The organism is Inquilinus sp. NPDC058860 (assembly GCF_042743185.1).
Classification (GTDB): Bacteria; Pseudomonadota; Alphaproteobacteria; order DSM-16000; family Inquilinaceae; genus Inquilinus.
The window spans coordinates 1-20,601 of sequence record NZ_JBHYMS010000071.1 but is presented as its reverse complement, the minus strand read 5'-3'; the positions used below and the strand labels follow the sequence as shown (position 1 = coordinate 20,601).

Below are 20,601 nucleotides of genomic sequence, written 5' to 3'. Positions count from 1 at the left end.
GCCCCCGCTACGGGGCGGCCGCCAGCGGCCGGAAGGTCTCCGTCGCCTCCCGGTCGCCCACCCTGGCCCGGATGTAGCAATCGGCCCAGGCGGCGGCGTCCGGATAGCCGGACAGGGCAGCCGTTGCGGCGCAGGCGGCGTCGAGGTCGAACACCGTCCGCCGCAGATGCACGCCGCGGTCGAGCAGGGCCCAATGCGCCCCCGGCCGGCCATACGGCATGCCGATGCTGCCGGGATTGACCACCAACCGGCCGTTCACCAGGCGCAGAAACGGCATATGGGTGTGGCCGCACACCACCGTCTCGACCTCGGCGCCCAGGCCGTCGAAGACGTCGTCCCAGCGGGCGAAGCCGGAATCGACCAGGACCATCTCGTCGTCCCGGCGCGGCGTGGCGTGGCAGAAATGCACATGGCCGAGGCCGTCGACCGGCAGGGAGAGCGAGAGCGGCAGCCGCGACAGCCGGTCGAGATGGCGGTCGCCCAGCTGCCGGGCGGCCCAGGCCCCGATCGATCCGGGGTCCGGCGCCGGCGTGCCGCGCCGATATTCGACCAGCTCGCGGTCGGCATTGCCGCGGATCCAGGCGGCGCGATCGCCGAGGGCGAGCAGAAGGTCGAGCACCTCGCAGGGATGCGGCCCCGCCGCCGCGTCACCGAGGATGACGATGCGGTCGGCCGCCGCCACCTCGGGCTCGGCCAGCACCGCCTCGAGGGCGGGCAGGACACCGTGAATATCGGCGAGGACAGCGATCCGTTCTGGCATGGTTCACCCTGGGGATTCGGGGGACGCAGATCGATCGGCTCAGGCAGGGACCATGTCAGCGTATTCCGGCATCATCCAGCGCTTTCGCCCCGGCGCCCGCCTGCTGGCCGCCCGGCCGCTGGCCGGCGGCGTCTCGGCCGAGGTGACCGCCCTGCAGGTCGCGCATCCGGACGGCAGGGCCGAGACCCTGGTGCTGCGCCGCCACGGCGCCGCCGACCTGGCGCGCGACCCGGACATCGCGGCGCATGAGTTTCGCCTGCTGCAGGTACTGCAAACCGCCGGCGTGCCCGCGCCCCGGCCGCTGCACCTGGACACCAGCGGCACCATCCTGCCGACGCCCTTTCTGCTGCAGAGCTTCGTCGACGGCGACCCGGCGGACGTGCCGGCCGACCCCGACGACCACATGCGCCAAATCGCCGAGGCGCTGGCCGCGATCCACCGCGTGCCGGCATCCGACGTGCCGTTCCTGCCCCAGCAGGAGGAGCAGGCGGCAGCGCTGATCGCCCGGCATCGGCCCGAGCCGGACGAGACCCTGGCCGAATCCCGCCTGCGCGCCGCTTTGGCCGCTTGGCCCCCGCCCCGCCGCAACCCGCCCGTCCTGCTGCATGGCGACTATTGGCCCGGCAACCTGCTGTGGCGCGGCGGCCGGCTGCAGGCGGTGGTCGACTGGGAGGACGCGGCCGCCGGCGACCCGCTGGCCGACCTGGCCAACGCCCGGCTGGAGCTGTTCATCGCCCATGATGAGGACGCCATGGCCGCCCTCACCCGCCACTACCTCGCCCTGTCCGGGATCGATCCGGCCTCCCTGCCCCGCTGGGATCTGTGGGCAGCGCTGCGCCCGATCGCCGGCCTGCCCGGCTGGGGCCTGGAGCCGGAGGAGGAGCACCGCCTGCGGGAGCGGCACCGGGCGTTCACCGATAGGGCGCTGGCGGCGGTAGGCGGATGACCCGGTCCAGCGGGCGATCGGGTGAAGGACTATTTGCCCCAATCCATTGTCATGCCCGGGCTTGACCCGGGCATCCAGAGGATGTCGACAGCTTCTGGATTGCCGGGTCAAGCCCGGCAATGACAGAAAATAACAAGCGCAACGTGGTGCAGCCTCTTCACTCGATTGCCCTCTCCGGTCAGCCCGCTCGCGCCACGGGCCCGGACAAGGCCGTGAGCCAGATCAGCAGCGTCGGCACCGACAGCAGCGTCGTGATCGAGACCGTGGCGGCGACCAACGGCTCCTCCACCTTGTACTCGCCGGCCAGGATATAGACCGTCTTCGCCGTCGGCACGGCGGCACAGACCACGGCGGCGATGGTGTAGAGCGGGTCGAGGCCCGTCGCCAGGCACAGGCCGTAGACGATCAGCGGCATGATCACCAGCTTCACAACCGCGAGCAGCACGGATGCGCGGAGGTTCGCGCGCAGCCCCGCGACCGACAGGCCGAGCCCGATGGCGAAGAGCGCGCAGGGCGTCAGCGCCGCCGCGAAGATGTCGAGATAGGCCGCCACCGGGGCCGGGATCGGCAGGCCCGCGATCGCCCAGGCCAGGCCGACCAGGGTGGAGAGCACCATCGGGTTGAACAGGATCTGCCGCGCCAGCACGGCCGGGCGCACCGCCCGCCCGGGGCCGCCATGGCCGTCGCTTTCCAGCAGGATGACGGCCGCCGGGAACATGACCCCCGCCACGAACACGGTGGCGATGGCGGCGGGCAGGACGGCCGGCTGGCCGTAGATCGAATGCAGGATCGGCAGCGCCACGAAGCCGGTGTTGGTCATCGCCGCGGCCATGCCGTGGATCGTGCTGCTGGCGAGGCCCCGCCCCCACGCGGCCCGGACGGCCAGGAACACCAGCGCGAAGCACAGGGCGGAGCCGCCGCCGAAGGCCAGCAGGAAGCGTCCTTGCAGGAGGTTGCGCGCCGGCTCCTGCGCGATGGTGACGATCAGCAGCGCCGGCATCGCGACGTTGTAGGCGAAATGCACCAGCCCGTCGGCCAGCGACCGCGAGACGTAGCCGGACCAGCCGGCCAGCCAGCCGGTGACGATGATCGCGAACACGGGAAGAACCAGGCTGGCGACATCCATCTCGGCTTGCTCCCCCGACCGGGCGCGGCCTGCGCACGGCGAAGCATAGCGCGCCGTGTCCCCTATCTCCGACTCGCCCTTCCTTAGTCCGTCCGCGTCTTGCGGGAGGCCGGGATCAGCGATGCCCAGTCATCTTTTGTAGACACCGTCGAATGAGGCGCCGTTGCCGCAGTCGTCCCGGCAGTCCGTCGGCATGACCTGGATCCGGGAGCCGTTCAGCTTCAGCTCGATCGCGCATTTGTCGTCGAGGTCGTCGACATCCGGCGGGGCGACGTACTGTACCGTGTCGCCCTTCAGCGGCGCCCGGAACGTGACGGAGCATTGGTCATAGGCCGGCGCGGGCCCGCTGGATGCGATGCTGACCGACAGGCTGCCGTCGGGAAACAGCACGCCGTCGAGAATCCCGTTGACCCGACCATTCGAGTACGCGCCCGTCACATGCTGCTGGTCGTAAGGGGCGGCGAGCTCGACATACCGGGCGCGATAGCTGTCGAGCAGGCAGTTCAACACCTTCTCGTCCGAGCCGGAGCAGTGGTTGCGCTGCACCAGCCAGGCGCGCTGGCTGGCCTGCAGCGCGGCAGGGTCCGCGCCCGGCACCTGGTGGACCGCCTTGTACAGGTCGGCCATCGTCTGGTCGATCCAGCCCATCCCCGAATTGCCGCCGGAGCACAACACCTTCTCCACATGCGTCCGCGCCTTGGAGCAGTCGAAGCTCGGATCCTCCTGCGCCTGCGCCACAGAAGATCCGGCCGATACGGCCAGGAAGGCATAGCCGAGCATGCGACAGAAACGCATTTTAACTACTCCCCCCTCAAGTAACGCGCAAAGGTCATCTCGAATCGGGACCATAGCATCTTGGGGCCGTCCGCGGACCAAGGGCATCGGGCGACGGCATGACGGGGCCGGTCCGAACATTCCTGACAGAACGCTGTCAGCAGCCTGCTGCTACACCATCGCCGAAGCCGGAGGACGGGCGATGCAGCACGATCGGGACGCGGGGCTGGGCACGGGTCTGATCGTGGCGTCCGCCGTCGCCTACAGCCTGGCCGGATACTTCACCCGGCTGATCGAGCTGGATGTCTGGACCGTCCTGTTCTGGCGCGGGATCTTCGCCGGCGTCTTCATCGGCGCCGTCGCCGCCTGGATGCACCGGCGCGACCTCGCCGGCATGGTCCGCGCGATGGGGTGGCCGAGCCTGTGGGTCACGATCCTGTCGGCCGTCGCCTCGATCAGCTACATCAGCGCGCTGCGCCTGATCCCGGTGGCGGAGGTGATGACGGTCCATGCGGCGCTGCCCTTCGTCGCCGCCCTGCTGGCGCTGGCCGTCACCGGCGAGCGCGAGAACCGGGCCACCCTCGCCGCCTGCTGCGTCGCGCTGGCCGGGGTCGCGATCATCTTCGATCCCCGCGCCTCCGCCGACCACATGGCCGGCTACGGCTTCGCCATCCTGATGGTGCTGTCCTACGGCACGCTGATGGTGGTCATCCGGCGGCACCGGGACGTGTCGATGCTGCCGGCCGCCTGCCTGTCGGCCTTCCTCTGCGCGGTCCTGGTGCTGCCCCTCGCCAGCCCCGGCAAGGTCCCGGCGGCGGAGATGCTCGAGCTCGCCCTGTTCGGCACGGCCCAGTTCGGCCTCGGGCTGCTGCTGATGACCGTCGGCACGCGGCTGATCTCGGCCACCCGCTCCGCCCTGATCGGCAGCCTGGAGAACCCTCTGGCGCCGCTCTGGGTCTGGCTGGCCTTCGCCGAGGCGCCGTCGCTGTCGACCTGGATCGGCGGCGGCATCGTCATGGCCGCCGTGGCCGGCGACGTCCTGGTCAAATCGGTCCGGACCCGGCGCGCCGTCCCCGCGGCGCCCTCCTAGCTGGCAACCTACGCGCTTACCGCCACCCGCCGCAGCAGCCCCTTCTTCGGCGCGAACAGGAAGGCCAGGACGAACAGCAGGGCCTGGACCACGACGATGGTCGGGCCGGTGGCGCCGTCGAGCCAGAAGCTGAGCAGGGTGCCGAGCACGCTCGACAGCACGGCGGAGGCGACCGCCGCCGCCATCACCCGGCCGAAGCGGTCGGCCAGCAGGAGGCCGATGCAGCCCGGCGTCACCAGCATCGCCATCACCAGCACCACGCCGACCGCCTGCAAGGCCGCGACGATGGTGGCCGCCACCAGCAGCAGCAGGATCAGCTCCAGCCGCCGCGGCGGGATCCCCATCACCCGCGCCTGGCCTGGGTCGAAGCAGAACAGGATCAGGTCCTTGCGCAGCAGCAGCACGGCCAACAGCGTGACCGAGCCGACCGCCAGGGTCTGGATCCTGTCCGCCGGCTCGATGCCCAGCAGGTTGCCGAACAGCACATGCATGAAATGGATGTCGCTCGGCGTCTCCGCCAGCAGCACCATGCCCAGCGCCAGGAATCCGGTGAAGGCGATACCGAGCACGGCGTCGCTCTTGACCCGGCAGCGCGCCTCGATCGCCCCGGCCGACAGCACGCAGGCCATGCCGCTGGCGACGGCGCCGAGCGACATCGGCAGCCCGGCGACATAGGCCAGGATGATGCCGGGCAGCACGGCGTGCGAGACCGCGTCGCCGACCAGCGCCCAGCCCTTCAGCACGACGAAGCAGGACAGCACGGCGCAGACCGTGCCGACGAAGGCGGCGATCAGCATCGCCTCGACCATGAAGCCGTGCCGCAGCGGCTCGGCCGCGGCCTCGAGCAGGGACAGGAGGGCGGTCACGGCACGGCCTCCTCGACGGCCTTCGCCCGCCGCAGCAGCCCGTGCTTCGGCGCCAGGGCCAGCGCCAGCAGGAACAGGCCGGTCTGGGCCAGCACGATCAGCCCGCCGGTCGACCCGTCCAGGAAATAGCTGGCATAGGCGCCGGCCATCGCCGTCACCGCCCCCATCGCCGCGGCCAGGACCAGCATGCGCGGGAAGCGGTCGGTCAGCAGCTGGGCCGTGGCGCCGGGCGTGATCAGCATGGCGACGACCAAGAGGGCCCCGACCGCCTGCAGCGCCGCCACCGCAGTCAGCGACAGGAGACAGAGCAGCAGCAGGTGCAGCCGCCCGGTCGGCAGGCCGATGGCACGGGCATGCTGCGCGTCGAAGCAGTACAGCAGCAGGTCCTTCCACTTCACCGCCACCACCAGCAGGCAGCCGGCGCCGACGGCGAAGAGCTGCCACAGATCGGCATCGGCGATGCCCAGCAGGTTGCCGAACAGGATCGTGGTCAGCCGCAGGTTGCTGGGATACAGCGAGATCAGCAGCAGGCCGAGCGCGAAGAAGGCGGTGAAGACGACGCCGATCACCGCGTCGCCGCGCAGCTTGGTGGCGCGCTCGATCGCACCGATGCCCAGCACCGCGAACAGGCCGGACAGCACGGCTCCGAGCAGGAAGGGCGCGCCGGCCAGATAGGCGATGGCGACGCCCGGCACCACGGCGTGGGACAGCGCGTCGCCCAGCAGCGACCAGCCCTTCAGCGTGACGAAGCAGGACAGCACGGCGCAGACCGCTCCGACCGCGCCGCCGCCCAGGATGGCCTTGACCATGAACTGGTAGCCGAAAGGCTCGGCCAGCAGGTCGAGCAGCCCGGTCATCCCGCCGCCGCCCGCAACCGCGGCTCCGACAACCCGCCCAGCCCGAACGGCAGCTGGTGCAGCGCACCGCCGAAGGTGCGGGCCAGAGTGTCGGCGGTGAACACCTCTTCGACCGGGCCGAAGGCGACGAGGCTGCGGTTGATCAGCGCCGCCTGGTCGCAGAACTCTGGCACGCTCGCCAGGTTGTGGGTCGACACCAGGATCAGGTGGCCGGCCTCGCGCAGCCCGGTCAGGATGCCGGTGATCGCCCGTTCGGTCTTGACGTCGACCCCGGTGAAGGGTTCGTCCAGCAGGATGATCCGCGCCTCCTGCGCCAGCGCCCGGGCCAGGAACACCCGCTTGCGCTGGCCGCCGGACAGCTCGCCAATCTGGCGGCCGGCGAAATCCTGCATCCCCACCCGCTCCAGGCTCTTCGCCACCGCCGCGCGGTCGGCGGCCGACGGGATGCGCAGGAAGCCCATGCGGCCCTGCCGGCCCATCATCACCACGTCGCGGACCGAGACCGGGAAGCTCCAGTCCACCTCCTCGGTCTGCGGCACATAGGCGACGATGTTGGCCTTCTGTGCCCAGGCCACCGGCCGGCCGCAGATCGAGACCGAGCCGGCGACGGGATCGACGAAACCCATGATCGCCTTGAACAGGGTCGACTTGCCGCTGCCGTTCATGCCGATCAGGCCGCAGATGCTGGGCCGGTCGAGCGTCAGCGACACGTCGCTCAGCGCGACATTGCCGGCGCGGTAGCGGACCGTGATGCCGGATACGGCGATGGAGGGTGCCTCACTGGCCGACATTGAAGCCGTCCTGGATCAGCCTGGCGTTGTAGCGCAGCATGGCGAGATAGGTCGGCGCCGGCCCGTCCTCGGTTGTCAGGCTGTCGACATAGAGGGTGCCGCCGAAGCGGGCGCCGGTCTCCTGCGCCACCTGCCGCATCGCCTTGTCGTTGACCGTGCTCTCGCAGAACACCACCGGCACATGGTCGCGCCGCACCGTGTCGATCACCTTGCGGATCTGCTGCGGCGTGCCCTCCTCGTCGGCATTGACGGCCCAGAGATAGCCCTCCTTCAGCCCGTAGTCGCGGGCGAGATAGGAGAAGGCGCCCTCGCAGCTGACCAGCATGCGCTGGTCGGCCGGGATCTTCGCCAGCGCCTCGCGGATCGGCGCGTCCAGCGCCTTCAGCTCGGCGGTGTAGGCGGCGGCGTTGCGGTCGTAGGTCGCGGCGTTGGCGGGGTCGATCGCGACCAGCGCCTTCCTGATGTTCTCGACATAGACGATCGCATTGGCCGGCGACATCCAGCTGTGCGGGTTCGGCTTGTCGGTGTAGGGCCCTTCGACGATCGAGACCGGCTGGATGCCGTCGGTCACCACCGCGCTCGGCACGTCCTTGACGCCCTGGAAGAACTTCTCGAACCAGCGCTCGAGGCCGAGACCGTTCCACAGCACCAGATCGGCATCCTGCGCCTTGACCACGTCCAGCGGCGTCGGGTCGTAGTCGTGGATCTCCGCCCCCGGCTTGGTGATTGACTCGACGATCGCGGCGTCGCCGGCCACCTGCTGGGCCATGTCCTGCAGGATGGTGAAGGTGGTGACGATCCGCTTCGGCCGCGCCCCTTCCGCCGAGACGCTCCCGGCCGCCAGCACGCCCGCCAGCACCAGCACCGCCGCCAGTGCGCTCCGAATCCTCACCATGAGCCTCTCCCATCGCATCGTCATTGCGTGGGAATGCTCGCATCGACCCAAATGTAGCTCAAGCTAAATTTTGAGATGCTAGCTTAACAGAGGCTCATGGGCTTCGTCTTGATGCCAAGGCACAGCGAGCGAGCGCGACAAAGCGTTCCGCCCGGTCGACAGTCGATCAGCAGCTTCGGGAGAGATCTGCCGCGTCAGCCGCGCGGCAGCGGGCCGTCAGCGTCTTCCGCCGACCTCGTCGATATGCAGCAGCATGTCGGCCGGATCCTCGAAGACGCGGTAGGCGCCGGCGCGCTCCAGCTCGTCCTGGCCGTAGCCGCCGGACAGGAAGCCGATGCCCAGCGCCCGGGCCCGCTGCGCCGCCAGCATGTCCCAGACGCTGTCGCCGACGACATGGGCGCGCTCGATCGGCACGCCCAGCTTCTCGGCCGCGGCCAGGAACAGGTCGGGGTCGGGCTTGGCGTATTTCACCTGGTCGCGGGTGACGACCGGGACCTTGGCGAAGTCGACGCCCAGGTTCTCGATCACCGGCCGCGCCGTCTCCATCCGCCCGCTGGTGGCGATGGCCCAAGGGATGCCGGCCTCGGTCAGCCAGGCCAGCAGCTCGCGCGCGCCGGGCAGCGGCACGCTCTGCTCCGAGTTCCGGTTGTAGGCCTCGGCGTGGCGGCGGCGCAGCCGCTCCACCCGCTCGTCGCTGATGTCCAGGCCGGTCTCGCGCAGCAGCATGTTGGTGAACAGCCCGCCGCTCATGCCGATCTTGCGGTGGATGCGCCAGACCGACAGCTCGATGCCCTCGGCGTCCAGCGCCTCGCGCCAGGCCATGACGTGGTGATAGACGCTGTCGACCAGCGTGCCGTCGAGGTCGAACAGGAACGAGGTCTGCTGGCGCATCTCATGGTCTCCTGGTTCAGCGGACGGGGTCGGGGTGGTGCGGCACGAACAGCCGGCCGCGCTCGGTCCACAGCACGATCAAGAGCGCCAGCAGGCCGAGGCCGAAATAGCCGAAGGCCAGCGGCACCACCGTGCCGTCGAAGGCCTGGCCGACGAAGGCGCCGAGCACGGCGCTGACGATCGTGGTGTAGCTGCCGAACACCGAGGAGGCGGTGCCGGCGACGTCGCCCAGGGGCTCCATCGCCATGGCGTTGAAGTTCGGCACGGTCAGGCTGAACAGGAACATGTTGGCGGCCAGCACCACGCCGAACAGGACCAGCGGCGGCTTGCCGGCGAAGGCGAAGGCCAGCGCCACCTGCAGCGCGCCGACGGCGACGAAGCCCAGGATCCCGGTGTGCGACATCCGCCGCATGCCCAGCCGCCGCACCAGCCGCGAGTTGAGGAAGGAGGCGAAGCCCATCACCGCCGCGATCAGCCCGAAGGCCATCGGGAACATCGTGCCGAGGGCATAGACATCGGTCTCGAAGATCGCCTGGGACGAGCCGAGATAGGACATCAGCGCCCCCATCATCAGCCCCATGGCCGTGGCGTAGCCGATCGACACCCGGGTGGTGACGCAGCGCCGCGCAGCGCCGGCGATCTGCGACGGCGAGAACCGCTTGCGGTATTCCGGATGCAGCGTCTCGGGCATGCGCAGGTTGAACCAGACGATCTGCACCAGCGCCAGCGCCAGCATGCTGACGAAGATGGCGTGCCAGCCGCCGAGGAACAGGAAGCCCTGGCCGATCGCCGGGGCGAGGATCGGCACGATGATGAACACCATCATGGTCAGCGACATCACCCGCGCCATCTCGCGGCCGGAATAGCGGTCGCGCACGATGGTCACTGTCAGCACGCGCGCCGCCGCGGCGCCCATGCCCTGCACCACCCGCGCGACCAGCAGCCATTCGAAGCCGTGGGCGACGATCGCGAGGATGCTGCCCAGGGTATAGATGCTCAGCCCGATCATCAGGGTCGGCCGCCGCCCGATCACGTCCGACACCGGGCCGTAGACCAGCTGCATCACGCCGAAGCCGGCCATGTAGGCGGTCAGGACGTATTGCAGCGCATTGGCGTCGGCGATGCCGAGATCGGCCTGGATGGCGCCGAAGGCCGGCAGCAGGTTGTCGATCGACAGCGAGATCAGCGCCATCATGAAGGCGATCAGGCCGACGAACTCGACGAAGCCCGGCGCCGGCATGGCGCGGCCGGACGCGGTGCCGGTGATCCTGCTGACGAACGACATCGCGATCGGTCTCGCCTAAACGCGGCACGGCCCGGCCCGCGCCATGCCGCCTGGGCGGTGGTGCCGGTCGAGCGCTGCCCGCCCCCGCGGGGATGATGAGAAACAGGTTGAGCTTCGGCCAGGACCGCAATCCGGGCAAGGGCTTGTCGTGCAGGGCTGCTGCGCGCCCGCAGGGCGGGTCTTCACATCTGGTCTGAGCGCCCGTCACATCCCGCCATGAAGGGCGAACGCCAGCGACAGGCCGCCGACCAGGATCAGGCTGACGGCCCAGACCACGTCGAGGTTGAACCAGCTGCGCGCCACCGCCTTCAAACCCAGGGTCCGATAGACCAGCCAGGCGAAGGCGCCGCCGGCCGCGACCATGGCGAGGGAATGGACGGCGGAGACCAGCACGCCCATGCCGAGATCGCCGCCGGCCAGCGTCCCCGCCGCCTGGTCGCTCCCGGCGGCGCGGCACAGGCCGAGATAGATCGGCACCAGCATCAGCCCGGCGCCATGCGCCATCGCCACGGCGAAGGACCACAGTCCCAGCTGCGTCGGCCGGATCCGGGCCAGCGCCCGCGGATGGCGCCGATTGACCAGGCGGAACACGCCGAAGCCGATCACCAGCAGGCTGGCGCCGATCCGGATCGGCTGCTGCCAGGCCACCAGCGTCACCAGCAGGGCGAAGGGCAGGATCACCACCGCCATCGCCAGCAGATGGCCGAGAGTCAGCGGTCCCAGCGCCGCCACCAGGGCGCGCGGGCTGCGCTCCATCAGCCCGGCGGAAACGGCGAGCGGCCAGCCCATCCCCGGGTTGATCCCGTGATAGAGGCCGCTCGCCACCACCGCCAGCCACAGGCCGGCCGCCTCCGGCATCGGTCAGGCCGAGGGGTAGCAGAAGCTGTCGGTCGAGCAGTCGCCGCCCTGCAGCCGGACCTGGTGCGCCCGGTAGCCGTCCGGGAACTCGACCCAGTAGTCCCTGGCCAGCTCCAGCCCGCCATCGGGCCCTGCCTGCGCCATCACCTGCGCCCCCGGCACGCCGTCCGGGTAGAACTGGTCGTCCCAGGTCGAGTACAGCGAGTTGGTCCAGTACACCCGCTTGCCGTCGCGGCTGATCTCGACCATCTGCGGCCCGCCGGCATAGGCCTTGCCGTTCGGATGGGGCGCGCGGCGATCGATGCCGCCGATGCTGACCGAGCCGGACAGCCTCGGCTGGCGCGGGTCGCCGACATCGTATTGCCGCATCTCGCCGGTGCCCCAGCAGGAGACGTAGAGGAAGCGGTCGTCGAGCGACAGGTCGATGTCGGACACCAGCGGCGGCACCGCGCCGAAGCCTTTCAGCAGCGGCGGCAGCCGGTCGGCCTCCGCCGGCTCGGGCGGGATCGTCGCCGTCTTCTCGATGTGGAACCGGCCGTCCTCGCGCCACCAGGTCCAGATCGACCCCTCCAGGTTGGTGGTGTCGACCACGACGCCGAGGAAGCCATACTCCTTCGCCGGGTCATGCGCCGGCCGCACCTCCAGCGCCATCTGGTGGTTGGCGCCGAGATCGATGGTCTGGACGTTGCGCCGGGCCCGCAGGTCCCAGAAATGCACCCGGTGGCCGTATCTGTTGGCCAGCAGGTCCTCCGGCACGATGCCGTTCTCGAATTGCGGCGGCAGCCCCCATTCGCTGGAGACCATATAGTCGCGCGGCAGGTTCCACCAGAAGTCGTAATGCAGCTCCTGCGGCCCGCGGTCGATCTCCCAGCGGCCCAGCACCTCGAAGCTCTCGCAATCCATGGTGAAGATGCCGGGCGGGCCGTCGGTGCCGTCCTTCCCGCCGCCGCCGAGGGTCGAGACATAGATGCCGTCCGGGCCGCAATGCACGGTGTGCGGCCGGGAATAGCCGGTCTTGCGGAACACCTCCTCCGGCTCGATGACCTTGTGGATCTTCGCCTGGGTCGGGTCCGGCCTGGTGTCTACGACATAGATCCGCGACGAGCGGATGCCGGGGATGATCAGATAGCGCCGCTCCAGGAAGGCGTGGCCGGCCAGCGGCGACAGGGAAGAGGAGCAGGCGTTCCAGCCGAAATGATGGAACTCGTCGCCCTTGTGCGGCATCGCCACGGTGTGGACGACCCGGCTGTAGTTGGGCGAGCCGGGCTTGACGTCGATCACCGCCAGCGCGTCGGGCTGCGAGAAGTCCGGGCTGAGCAGCAGCGTATAGGCGAAGTCTTCGGGCGGGGCTTCCATCGCCAGCTTCGGCGAGGCGTGGAAGGTCGGGTCGGGCCTCATGGCCATGGGCGGTCTCCCTGTCTGAGGTCGAGGCGCGGCGTCCTGTCGTCACACGGGTTCGGCACCCTTCCGAACGAGACGAGCCTAGCACAGGGTGCGTCCGAAGCCGGGCCGGATCATTATCCTCTTCAGGCGCCGCGCACCTCGCGCGCCGCGTCGCGCACCATGGCCATGAAGATCCGGCCGGCATCGGTCGGCGGCACCTCGGCCCGCATGGTCAGGCCGACCGGGCCGGTGGAATCGCTGTCGTCGATCGGCAGCTCGGCCAGCACCCCCTCCTCCAGGTCCAGGGCCACGGCGCCGCGCGAGATGATCCAGACCGCATCGGTGCGGCGGACATAGGAGCGGCCGAAGGTGGCCGAGACGCTCTCGATCCGGTCGGGCAGCGCCTCCACTCCCGCCGCGATCAGCAGGCGGTCGACGGTCGGCTGGATCACCGATCCCGGCGGCGGCGCGATCACCGGATAGGCCTTGATGTCGCGCACCGCCACCGCCGGGCGGGACAAGAGCGGATGGCCTGGCCGCACGGCGAAGGCGATGCGCTCGGAATAGAGATGCTCGAAGCTGAGGCCGGTCATCTGCTCCGGCTCCGCCAGCCGGCCGAGCACGAGGTCGAGCCCGCCGACCCGCAACTGCCCCAGCAGCATCTGGTTCGGCCCGTCGACCACCCGCACCACCACGCCGGGGCAGGCCCGCCGGAATCGCTGCAGCGCTTCCGGCATCATCTGCGCCGCCACCGTCGGCAGCACGCCGACGCGCAGCAGCTCCTCCCCTGCCGCCCGGGCGCGCACCACGCTCTCGATGCCCTGGCGCAGCGCGGTGACGCTGGTGCCGGCATGGTGCAGGAAGGTGCGGCCGAAGGGGGTCAGCACCACGCCCTTGCGGCTGCGGTCGAACAAGGGTGCGCCCAGCGCCTCCTCCAGCTCGCGCAGGGTCTTCGACACCGCCGGCTGGCTGACCCCCAGCGCATCGGCCGCGGCCACGACGCTGCGCAGCCGCACCGCTTCGAGGAAGCATTGCAGGTGGCGCAGCTTGATCCGCCGCTCGATCGCACCGGCGCTGTCACGGCCCACCATACTCTCCAGGTTATGTTCTGCGGTGAATTCCTCATTTTACATAACCGTGCCGGCGACGCACAGTGCGGCACGATACCCGGGCGGAACCAGGGCGAGGGCCAGGGACGAGGGATGGACGCGGTCAAGGCGAACGGCATCGTGCTGCATGTCGAGGACAGGGGCCCGCGCGACGCGCCCGCCCTGGTCTTCATCAACTCGGTCGGCACCGATTTCCGCATCTGGGATGCGGTGGTGCCGCAATTCCCCGGCCATCGGACCCTGCGCTACGACAAGCGCGGCCATGGCCTGTCCGGCAGCGAGGGCGGCGACAGCATCGACACCCACGCCGCCGACCTCGCGGCCCTTCTGGACGCCCTCGGCATCCGCCAGGCCACCGTGGTCGGGCTGTCGATCGGCGGCATGATCGCGCTCGGCCTCACCCGGCTGCGGCCGGAGCTGGTCGGGCGGCTGGTGCTCTGCGACACCGCCCACAGGATCGGCACGGCCGAGGCCTGGCAGGCCCGGATCGCGGCGGTCGAGGCCGGCGGCGTCGCCAGCATCGCCGAGGGGACGATGGAGCGCTGGTTCTCCGCCGGATTCCGCGCCCGGCAGCCGGACCTGGTCGCGGCCGCCCGCGCCATGCTCAGCCGCACCCCGGCCGACGGCTACATCCGCGCCTGTGCCGCCCTGCGCGACGGCGACCTGACCGCGGCGGCCCGGGCCGTGGCGGTGCCGACCCTGTGCCTGTGCGGCGCCGCCGACATCGCGACGACGCCGGAGCTGGTGCGGTCCCTCGCCGCCCTGATCCCCGGCGCGCGCTACCAGGACATCCCGGGCACCGGCCACATCCCCTGCATCGAGGCGCCGGAACTGCTGGCCGGGCTGATCCGCGGCTTCATCGGAGATGAGGGGCCCCATGGCTGACCCGCTGCACGACCGGGGCATGGCAGTGCGCCGCACCGTGCTGGGCGACGCCCATGTCGACCGTGCCCAGTCCCGCACCACCGAGTTCGACGCGCCGTTCCAGGAGTTCATCACCCGCGGTGCCTGGGGCGGGGTGTGGAGCCGGCCGCTTCTGACCCATCGCGAGCGGTCGATGCTGACCATCGCCCTCCTGGCCGCGCTGGGCCATCATGAGGAGCTGGCGATGCATATCCGCGCCACCGCCAACACCGGCGCGACACCGGAGGACATCCGCGAGGCGTTGCTGCATGTCGCGGTCTATGCCGGCGTGCCGGCCGCGAACGCCGCCTTCGCCATCGCCAAGCAGGTCTTCGCCGAACGCGACGGCGTTGCCCGGGAGGAACAGAAATGAGCTTCCAGCCGCGCGACTGGCGCATCCATCCGCCGCATCTCTACGAAGGCTATCGCTCGACCGTGCTGCGCGCGCCGTCGCAGAAACTGATCCCTCTTTCCGGCGCGCTGTCGGAGCATCAAGGGCCGTCCTTCCCCGCGGCGCCCGAGGGCGAGGCCGACCTGACCCGCAACGGCCGGGTCAATGGCGAGCCGCTGGGCGAGCGCATCATCGTCACCGGAAGGGTGCTGGACGAGGACGCCCGGCCGGTGGCGAACACGCTGGTCGAGCTGTGGCAGGCCAACGCCGCCGGCCGCTACATCCACAAGGCCGACCAGCACGACGCGCCGCTTGACCCCAACTTCCTGGGCGCCGGCCGCTGCGTCACCGACGCCGAGGGCCGGTACCGCTTCCTCACGATCAAGCCGGGCGCCTATCCCTGGCGCAACCATCCGAACGCCTGGCGGCCGCAGCACATCCATTTCTCGCTGTTCGGCCCGGCCTTCGCCACCCGGCTGGTGACCCAGATGTACTTCCCCGGCGACCCGCTGCACACGCTGGACCCGATGTTCAACAGCATCCCCGATCCGGCCGGGCGCGAGCGCCTGATTGCGGCCTTCAACCTCGACCTGACCGAGCCGGAATACGCCCTCGGCTACGAATTCGACATCGTGCTGCGCGGGCGCCTGGCGACGCCGATGGAGGGTTGAGGCATGCCGAAGCTCCTCCAGACCGGGTCGCAGACGGTCGGCCCCTTCTTCGCCTACGGCCTGACGCCGCGGCAATACGGCTACGATTTCCCGCAGATCGCCGACGGCATCATCGCCGGCGATGCCGTGCCGGGCGAGCGCATCCGCGTCGCCGGCCGGGTGCTGGACGGCGCCGGCCAGCCGATCGAGGACGCGCTGGTCGAGATCTGGCAGGCGGATTCGAAGGGCGTGTTCCCGGGGCCGCAGCGCACCGCCAATGACGGCTTCACCGGCTTCGGCCGCTGCGGCACCGGCACGGATCCGGAACGGCGCTTCGTCTTCGACACGATCAAGCCCGGCGCCCCGGGCCAGGGCCAGGCGCCGCATCTCAGCGTCATCGTCTTCATGCGCGGCATGCTGGTGCATTGCTGCACCCGCATCTACTTCCCGGACGAGCCGGCCAATGCCGGCGACCCGGTGCTGCTGGCGGTGCCCGAGGCGCGCCGCGGCACGCTGATCGCGGGGGCCGACGGGCCGAGCCGCTACCGCTTCGACATCCGCATGCAGGGCGACGGCGAGACCGTCTTCTTCGAGATCTGAGAGAGTTCATGGCCAAATTCCAGACCCTGGCCGAGGCCGTCGCGGAGAACCTCCATGACGGCGACACCGCGGCCTTCGAGGGCTTCACCCATCTGATCCCGCACGCCGCCGCGCATGAGGCGATCCGACAGGGAAGGCGCGGCCTGACCCTGGTCCGGATGACGCCGGACCTGGTCTACGACCAGATGATCGGCATGGGCTGCGCGGCCAGGCTGGTCTTCTCCTATGCCGGCAACCCCGGCGTCGGCCTGCTGCGCCGGCTGCGCGACGCGGTCGAGAAGGGCTGGCCGAACCCGGTCGAGATCGAGGAGCATTCCCACGCCGCCATGGCCAATGCCTACGAGGCCGGGGCGGCCGGCCTGCCCTGCGCCGTGTTCCGCGGCTATCGCGGCGCCGGCCTGGCCGAAGTGAACCCGAACATCCGGTCGGTCGCCTGCCCCTTCACCGGCGAGACCCTGGCCGCCGTGCCGGCGATCCGCCCGGACGTGTCTTTCATCCACGCCCAGAAGGCCAACCGCCGCGGCGACGTGCTGATCGAAGGCATCGTCGGGGTGCAGAAGGAGGCGGTGCTGGCGGCAAAGCGGTCGGTGGTGACGGTGGAGGAGATCGTCGAGGATTTCGACGGCGTCCATCCCAATGCCTGCGTGCTGCCGCGCTGGACCGTGACCTCGATCGTCCATGTGCCGGGCGGCGCCCATCCCTCCTACGCCCATGGCTACTACCCGCGCGACAACGCCTTCTACCTGGCCTGGGACAAGATCGCCGCCGACCGCGAGGCTTTCCTCGCCTGGATGAAGACCAACGTGATCGAGAGCGGCCCCGACGCCTTCGCCGGCCGGGTCACGCCGCTGAGCGGGAGGGCCTGAGCATGGCCGACGCCTTTACCCCCGACGAGATGATGACCATCGCGGCGGCCCGGGCGCTGCGGAACGAGGATGTCTGCTTCGTCGGCATCGGCGCGCCGTCCGCCGCCTGCAACGTGGCGCGGCTGACCCACGCCCCGGACATCACCCTGATCTATGAAAGCGGCACCATCGGCACTGCGCCCGAGGTGCTGCCCCTGTCGATCGGCGACGGCGAGCTGTGCGACACCGCCGTCACCACCGTCTCGGTGCCGGAGATGTTCCGCTACTGGCTGCAGGGCGGCCGGGTCACGGTCGGCTTCCTCGGCGCCGCCCAGCTCGACCGCTTCGGCAACATCAACACCACGGTGATCGGCGACTACCACAAGCCCACGGTCCGCCTGCCGGGCGGCGGCGGCGCACCGGAGATCGCGACCTCCTGCGGCGAGATCTTCATCACCATGAAGCAGAACAAGCGCGGCATGGTGGAAAAGATCGACTTCTTCACCTCGCTCGGCCACGGCACCGGCGGCGACGACCGCGCCCGCCACGGCGTCACCACCAAGGGCCCGACCCTGCTGGTCACCGACCTCGCCGTCTGGCGCCCCGACCCGGCGACGAAGGAATTCACCGTCGTGTCGCTGCATCCGGGCTTGACCCGCAGCCAGGTGCAGGACAGCTGCGGCTGGACCGTCCGCTTCGCCGACAATCTCGAAGAGACGCCGCCGCCCTCGGCCCTCGAGCTGAAGACGCTGCGCGACCTGAAGGAGCGCACCCGCATCGCCCATGGAGAGGCCGCATGAGCCGCGACGCCTATATCTGCGCCTATCTGCGCACCCCGATCGGCCGCTATGCCGGCGCCCTGTCCGCGGTGCGCGCCGACGACCTCGCCGCCATCCCGCTCAAGGCGCTGGTCGAGCGCCATGCCAAGGTGGACTGGGAGGCGGTCGACGACGTCGTCCTGGGCTGCGCCAACCAGGCCGGCGAGGACAACCGCAACCTCGCCCGCATGGCCCTGCTGCTGGCCGGGCTGCCGGCCGGGATCACCGGCTCGACCATCAACCGCCTCTGCGGCTCCGGTCTCGACGCCGTCACCATCGCCGCCCGCGCGATCAAGGCCGGCGAGGCCGAGCTGATGCTGGCCGGCGGCGCCGAGAGCATGTCACGCGCGCCCTTCGTCATGCCGAAGGCCGACACCGCCTTCTCCCGGTCCAATGCGGTCTACGACACCACCATCGGCTGGCGCTTCGTCAACCCGCGGATGGAGGAGATGTACGGCACCGATTCCATGCCGGAGACCGGCGAGACCGTGGCCGAGCAGTTCCGCGTCACCCGCGCCGACCAGGATGCCTTCGCCCTGCGCAGCCAGCAGAAGGCGCTGGCGGCCCAGGCCAATGGCCGGCTGGCGCGCGAGATCGTCCCGGTCACCATCCCGCAGAAGAAGGCCGAGCCGGTGGTGGTCGACCGCGACGAGCATCCGCGCCAGACCTCGCTGGACAAGCTGGCGGCGCTGCCGACGCCGTTCCGCAAGGGCGGCACCGTCACCGCCGGCAACGCGTCGGGCGTCAATGACGGCGCCGCGGCGCTGATCGTGGCGTCGGAGGAAGCGGCGGCGCGCCACGGCCTGACCCCGATCGCCCGCATCCTCGGCGGCGCCGTGGCCGGGGTGCCGCCGCGGATCATGGGCTTCGGCCCCTCCCCCGCCAGCCGCAGGCTGATGGCGCGCCTCGGCCTCTCGATCGGCGATTTCGACGTGATCGAGCTGAACGAGGCCTTCGCCTCCCAGGCCCTGGCGGTGACCCGCGACCTCGGCCTGCCGGACGACGCGCCGCAGGTGAACCCGAACGGCGGCGCCATCGCGCTGGGCCACCCCCTCGGCATGTCCGGCGCCCGCCTCGCCGGCACCGCCGCGCTGCAGCTCAGCCTCGGGGCTGGCCGCCGGGCGCTCGCCACCATGTGCATCGGCGTCGGCCAGGGCATCGCCCTCGCCCTGGAAGCGGTGTAAGAAACGGCACAGTTCATTTTTGCCTCTCCCGCCAAGCGGGAGAGGTAACGCGAACCTCGATCCCGATCATGCTGTAAACCATGACCGTCTCGCCCTTCGACTCCGCCCTCTTCGGCCCGCTCCTCTCCGATGCCGAGACCGCCGCCCTGTTCTCCGACACGGCGGCGTTGCGGGCGATGCTGCGGGTCGAGGCGGCACTGGCCGAGGCCGAGGCGCGCTGCGGCGTGATCCCCGCCGCGGCCGCCAGCGCCATCGCCGCGACCGCCGGCGCGCTGGTGCCCGACCCGGCGGCGCTGGCCGCCAAGACGGCCGAGGACGGCGTGCCGGTGCCCGCCCTCGTGGCGGCGCTGCGCCAGGCGGTAGCGGCCTCCGCGGGCGAGGAGGCGGCCCAGGCGGTGCATTGGGGCGCCACCAGCCAGGACATCCTCGACACCGGGCTGGTGCTGCGGCTGCGCCGGGTGATCGCGATCCTGGAGGGCCGGCTGACCGCCCTGATCCAGGCCCTGGCAAGCCTCGCCGATGCCCACCGCGCCACGGTGATGCCGGGCCGCACCCGGTCGCAGCAGGCGACGCCGGTCTCCTTCGGTCTGAAGGCGGCCGGCTGGCTGGCGCCGCTGCTGCGCGACCGCGACCGTCTCGCCGAGCTGAAGCCCCGCCTGCTGCTGCTGTCCTTCGGCGGCGCCAGCGGCACGCTCGGCGCGCTCGGCGAAGACGGCACCAAGGTCGAGGCGGCGCTGGCCGGGATCCTCGACCTCGCCGTGCCGCCGATGCCATGGCACAGCCAGCGCGACGGCATCGCTGAGTTCGCCGGCTGGCTGGCGCTGGTCACCGGCACGCTGGGCAAGATGGGCCGCGACCTGATCCTCCTGGCCCAGACCGAGGTGGCGGAGGTGCGGCCGGGCGCCGGCGGCGGCTCCTCGACCATGCCGCAGAAATCGAACCCGGTCGGGCCGGAGACGCTGGTCGCCCTCGCCCGCTACAACGCCGGCCTCGTCGGCCAGTTGCACCAGGCGATGCTGCACGAGCATGAGCGCGACGGCGCTGCCTGGCCGGTCGAATGGCTGGCCCTGCCGCAGATGGCGACGGCATCCGGCGCGGCGCTGAACCACGCTTTGGCCGTCGTCGGCAGCCTGACGGTCGACAAGGCCCGGATGGCGGGGCAGTTCGAGGCCTCGCACGGCCTCTTGCTGGCCGAGGCGGCGAGCTTCGCCCTGGCCGCCCACATGCCGCGCCCGGAGGCCCAGCGCCTGGTCAAGGAGGCGGCGACGAAAGCCACCGCCACCGGCCGCCACCTGTTCGACCTGCTGTCGGAAACGTCCAACGCCCCGATCGACTGGCCCGCCTTGCGCGACCCCGCCCGCCACCTCGGCGCCGCCGACGCCTTCATCGACCGCGTGCTGGCCGAGGCAAGAAAGACCTGAGGTAGGTTGGGTTCGCGACTGCGAACCCAACATCCCGCCGCCGTGCCCGTGTTGGGTTCGCTTGGTCAGCATCCGGTGAGGACCGCAGTGTGGTCTACTGCGAGGATCCGGGCTTGGGCGGAGCGAGGCCGGCAGCGCGCCGGTCGGCGATGATCTCC

General features: G+C 70.7%; 22 protein-coding genes. 10 read left to right on the top strand and 12 right to left on the bottom strand.

Annotated features, from left to right (window positions below; all coding sequences use genetic code 11):
• Positions 1-7: 7 nt before the first annotated feature.
• Positions 8-760 (bottom strand): metallophosphoesterase family protein, encoded by a 753-nt coding sequence (locus tag ACFW16_RS31825; protein WP_380312923.1) that lies wholly within the window; start codon positions 758-760, stop codon positions 8-10.
• A 52-nt stretch (positions 761-812) separates the two neighbouring features.
• Between ACFW16_RS31825 and ACFW16_RS31820 the strand changes: the two genes are divergently transcribed.
• On the top strand, positions 813-1,706 hold the full coding sequence (locus tag ACFW16_RS31820; protein ID WP_380312922.1) for a phosphotransferase family protein: 894 nt from the start codon (positions 813-815) through the stop codon (positions 1,704-1,706).
• Positions 1,707-1,884: 178 nt separating this feature from the next.
• Here the strand turns inward: ACFW16_RS31820 and ACFW16_RS31815 are convergent, their stop codons facing one another.
• Together ACFW16_RS31815 and ACFW16_RS31810 are read right to left on the bottom strand one after the other, a co-directional pair.
• The gene (locus tag ACFW16_RS31815; protein ID WP_380312920.1) at positions 1,885-2,832 is read right to left on the bottom strand and encodes an AEC family transporter; all 948 of its coding nucleotides are present in this window, start codon (positions 2,830-2,832) and stop codon (positions 1,885-1,887) included.
• Positions 2,833-2,961: 129 nt separating this feature from the next.
• Positions 2,962-3,612: a lysozyme inhibitor LprI family protein gene (locus tag ACFW16_RS31810; RefSeq protein ID WP_380312918.1), complete on the bottom strand. Its 651-nt coding sequence runs from the start codon at positions 3,610-3,612 to the stop codon at positions 2,962-2,964.
• 196 nt (positions 3,613-3,808) lie between these two features.
• Between ACFW16_RS31810 and ACFW16_RS31805 the strand changes: the two genes are divergently transcribed.
• Complete coding sequence (locus tag ACFW16_RS31805; RefSeq protein ID WP_380312916.1) at positions 3,809-4,696, top strand: DMT family transporter; 888 nt, start codon at positions 3,809-3,811, stop codon at positions 4,694-4,696.
• A gap of 8 nt (positions 4,697-4,704) precedes the next feature.
• Here ACFW16_RS31805 and ACFW16_RS31800 read toward each other — a convergent pair whose 3' ends face one another.
• From ACFW16_RS31800 to pcaQ, 9 genes are all read right to left on the bottom strand, one after another.
• Positions 4,705-5,562 (bottom strand): metal ABC transporter permease, encoded by an 858-nt coding sequence (locus ACFW16_RS31800; protein WP_380312914.1) that lies wholly within the window; start codon positions 5,560-5,562, stop codon positions 4,705-4,707.
• Entirely contained in the window at positions 5,559-6,419 is an 861-nt protein-coding gene (locus tag ACFW16_RS31795) for a metal ABC transporter permease (RefSeq protein ID WP_380312912.1), read from the bottom strand. The genes ACFW16_RS31800 and ACFW16_RS31795 overlap by 4 nt, the downstream gene beginning before the upstream one ends.
• Entirely contained in the window at positions 6,416-7,210 is a 795-nt protein-coding gene (locus ACFW16_RS31790; protein ID WP_380312909.1) for a metal ABC transporter ATP-binding protein, read from the bottom strand. The genes ACFW16_RS31795 and ACFW16_RS31790 overlap by 4 nt, the downstream gene beginning before the upstream one ends.
• Complete coding sequence (locus ACFW16_RS31785) at positions 7,197-8,105, bottom strand: metal ABC transporter substrate-binding protein (protein ID WP_380312907.1); 909 nt, start codon at positions 8,103-8,105, stop codon at positions 7,197-7,199. The genes ACFW16_RS31790 and ACFW16_RS31785 overlap by 14 nt, the downstream gene beginning before the upstream one ends.
• A gap of 216 nt (positions 8,106-8,321) precedes the next feature.
• Positions 8,322-8,996, bottom strand: coding sequence for an HAD family hydrolase (locus tag ACFW16_RS31780; protein ID WP_380312905.1), 675 nt, complete (start codon positions 8,994-8,996; stop codon positions 8,322-8,324).
• Between the two features lie 16 nt (positions 8,997-9,012).
• Positions 9,013-10,281, bottom strand: a complete 1,269-nt coding sequence (locus ACFW16_RS31775; RefSeq protein ID WP_380312903.1) for a multidrug effflux MFS transporter — start codon at positions 10,279-10,281, stop codon at positions 9,013-9,015.
• Between the two features lie 204 nt (positions 10,282-10,485).
• On the bottom strand, positions 10,486-11,139 hold the full coding sequence (locus ACFW16_RS31770; protein ID WP_380312901.1) for a hypothetical protein: 654 nt from the start codon (positions 11,137-11,139) through the stop codon (positions 10,486-10,488).
• Positions 11,140-11,142: 3 nt separating this feature from the next.
• Positions 11,143-12,543, bottom strand: a complete 1,401-nt coding sequence (locus ACFW16_RS31765; protein ID WP_380312899.1) for a selenium-binding protein SBP56-related protein — start codon at positions 12,541-12,543, stop codon at positions 11,143-11,145.
• A 122-nt stretch (positions 12,544-12,665) separates the two neighbouring features.
• Positions 12,666-13,610 (bottom strand): pca operon transcription factor PcaQ, encoded by a 945-nt coding sequence (gene pcaQ / locus ACFW16_RS31760; protein ID WP_380312897.1) that lies wholly within the window; start codon positions 13,608-13,610, stop codon positions 12,666-12,668.
• A gap of 114 nt (positions 13,611-13,724) precedes the next feature.
• On the opposite strand from pcaQ, the gene pcaD reads away from it, so the two are divergent.
• The 8 genes from pcaD to ACFW16_RS31720 all read left to right on the top strand — a co-directional run bounded on the left by pcaD (position 13,725) and on the right by ACFW16_RS31720 (position 20,443).
• Complete coding sequence (gene pcaD / locus ACFW16_RS31755) at positions 13,725-14,516, top strand: 3-oxoadipate enol-lactonase (protein WP_380312895.1); 792 nt, start codon at positions 13,725-13,727, stop codon at positions 14,514-14,516.
• Entirely contained in the window at positions 14,509-14,907 is a 399-nt protein-coding gene (gene pcaC, locus ACFW16_RS31750) for a 4-carboxymuconolactone decarboxylase (protein WP_380312892.1), read from the top strand. The genes pcaD and pcaC overlap by 8 nt, the downstream gene beginning before the upstream one ends.
• A complete protein-coding gene (pcaH, locus tag ACFW16_RS31745) occupies positions 14,904-15,596 on the top strand; it encodes a protocatechuate 3,4-dioxygenase subunit beta (RefSeq protein WP_380312890.1) in 693 nt (230 codons plus the stop codon). Before pcaC ends, pcaH begins: the two co-directional genes overlap by 4 nt.
• 3 nt (positions 15,597-15,599) lie before the next feature.
• On the top strand, positions 15,600-16,175 hold the full coding sequence (gene pcaG / locus ACFW16_RS31740) for a protocatechuate 3,4-dioxygenase subunit alpha (protein WP_380312888.1): 576 nt from the start codon (positions 15,600-15,602) through the stop codon (positions 16,173-16,175).
• An 8-nt stretch (positions 16,176-16,183) separates the two neighbouring features.
• Positions 16,184-17,041, top strand: coding sequence for a CoA transferase subunit A (locus ACFW16_RS31735; RefSeq protein ID WP_380312885.1), 858 nt, complete (start codon positions 16,184-16,186; stop codon positions 17,039-17,041).
• A gap of 2 nt (positions 17,042-17,043) precedes the next feature.
• Positions 17,044-17,820, top strand: coding sequence for a CoA-transferase subunit beta (locus ACFW16_RS31730; RefSeq protein ID WP_380312883.1), 777 nt, complete (start codon positions 17,044-17,046; stop codon positions 17,818-17,820).
• Positions 17,817-19,022, top strand: a complete 1,206-nt coding sequence (pcaF, locus tag ACFW16_RS31725) for a 3-oxoadipyl-CoA thiolase (RefSeq protein WP_380312880.1) — start codon at positions 17,817-17,819, stop codon at positions 19,020-19,022. The genes ACFW16_RS31730 and pcaF overlap by 4 nt, the downstream gene beginning before the upstream one ends.
• A gap of 80 nt (positions 19,023-19,102) precedes the next feature.
• Positions 19,103-20,443: a 3-carboxy-cis,cis-muconate cycloisomerase gene (locus ACFW16_RS31720; protein ID WP_380312878.1), complete on the top strand. Its 1,341-nt coding sequence runs from the start codon at positions 19,103-19,105 to the stop codon at positions 20,441-20,443.
• The last annotated feature ends 158 nt before the right edge of the window (positions 20,444-20,601 follow it).

Coding starts and splice junctions, on each gene's coding strand:
- ACFW16_RS31720 (WP_380312878.1), top strand. CDS start 19,103: ATGACCGTCTCGCCCTTCGACTCCGCCCTCTTCGGCCCGCTCCTCTCC.
- ACFW16_RS31790 (WP_380312909.1), bottom strand. CDS start 7,210: ATGTCGGCCAGTGAGGCACCCTCCATCGCCGTATCCGGCATCACGGTC.
- ACFW16_RS31735 (WP_380312885.1), top strand. CDS start 16,184: ATGGCCAAATTCCAGACCCTGGCCGAGGCCGTCGCGGAGAACCTCCAT.
- ACFW16_RS31820 (WP_380312922.1), top strand. CDS start 813: ATGTCAGCGTATTCCGGCATCATCCAGCGCTTTCGCCCCGGCGCCCGC.
- pcaC (WP_380312892.1), top strand. CDS start 14,509: ATGGCTGACCCGCTGCACGACCGGGGCATGGCAGTGCGCCGCACCGTG.
- pcaG (WP_380312888.1), top strand. CDS start 15,600: ATGCCGAAGCTCCTCCAGACCGGGTCGCAGACGGTCGGCCCCTTCTTC.
- ACFW16_RS31770 (WP_380312901.1), bottom strand. CDS start 11,139: ATGCCGGAGGCGGCCGGCCTGTGGCTGGCGGTGGTGGCGAGCGGCCTC.
- pcaF (WP_380312880.1), top strand. CDS start 17,817: ATGAGCCGCGACGCCTATATCTGCGCCTATCTGCGCACCCCGATCGGC.
- ACFW16_RS31780 (WP_380312905.1), bottom strand. CDS start 8,996: ATGCGCCAGCAGACCTCGTTCCTGTTCGACCTCGACGGCACGCTGGTC.
- ACFW16_RS31815 (WP_380312920.1), bottom strand. CDS start 2,832: ATGGATGTCGCCAGCCTGGTTCTTCCCGTGTTCGCGATCATCGTCACC.
- ACFW16_RS31825 (WP_380312923.1), bottom strand. CDS start 760: ATGCCAGAACGGATCGCTGTCCTCGCCGATATTCACGGTGTCCTGCCC.
- ACFW16_RS31810 (WP_380312918.1), bottom strand. CDS start 3,612: ATGCTCGGCTATGCCTTCCTGGCCGTATCGGCCGGATCTTCTGTGGCG.
- ACFW16_RS31805 (WP_380312916.1), top strand. CDS start 3,809: ATGCAGCACGATCGGGACGCGGGGCTGGGCACGGGTCTGATCGTGGCG.
- ACFW16_RS31795 (WP_380312912.1), bottom strand. CDS start 6,419: ATGACCGGGCTGCTCGACCTGCTGGCCGAGCCTTTCGGCTACCAGTTC.
- ACFW16_RS31730 (WP_380312883.1), top strand. CDS start 17,044: ATGGCCGACGCCTTTACCCCCGACGAGATGATGACCATCGCGGCGGCC.
- pcaD (WP_380312895.1), top strand. CDS start 13,725: ATGGACGCGGTCAAGGCGAACGGCATCGTGCTGCATGTCGAGGACAGG.
- ACFW16_RS31785 (WP_380312907.1), bottom strand. CDS start 8,105: ATGGTGAGGATTCGGAGCGCACTGGCGGCGGTGCTGGTGCTGGCGGGC.
- pcaH (WP_380312890.1), top strand. CDS start 14,904: ATGAGCTTCCAGCCGCGCGACTGGCGCATCCATCCGCCGCATCTCTAC.
- ACFW16_RS31765 (WP_380312899.1), bottom strand. CDS start 12,543: ATGGCCATGAGGCCCGACCCGACCTTCCACGCCTCGCCGAAGCTGGCG.
- ACFW16_RS31775 (WP_380312903.1), bottom strand. CDS start 10,281: ATGTCGTTCGTCAGCAGGATCACCGGCACCGCGTCCGGCCGCGCCATG.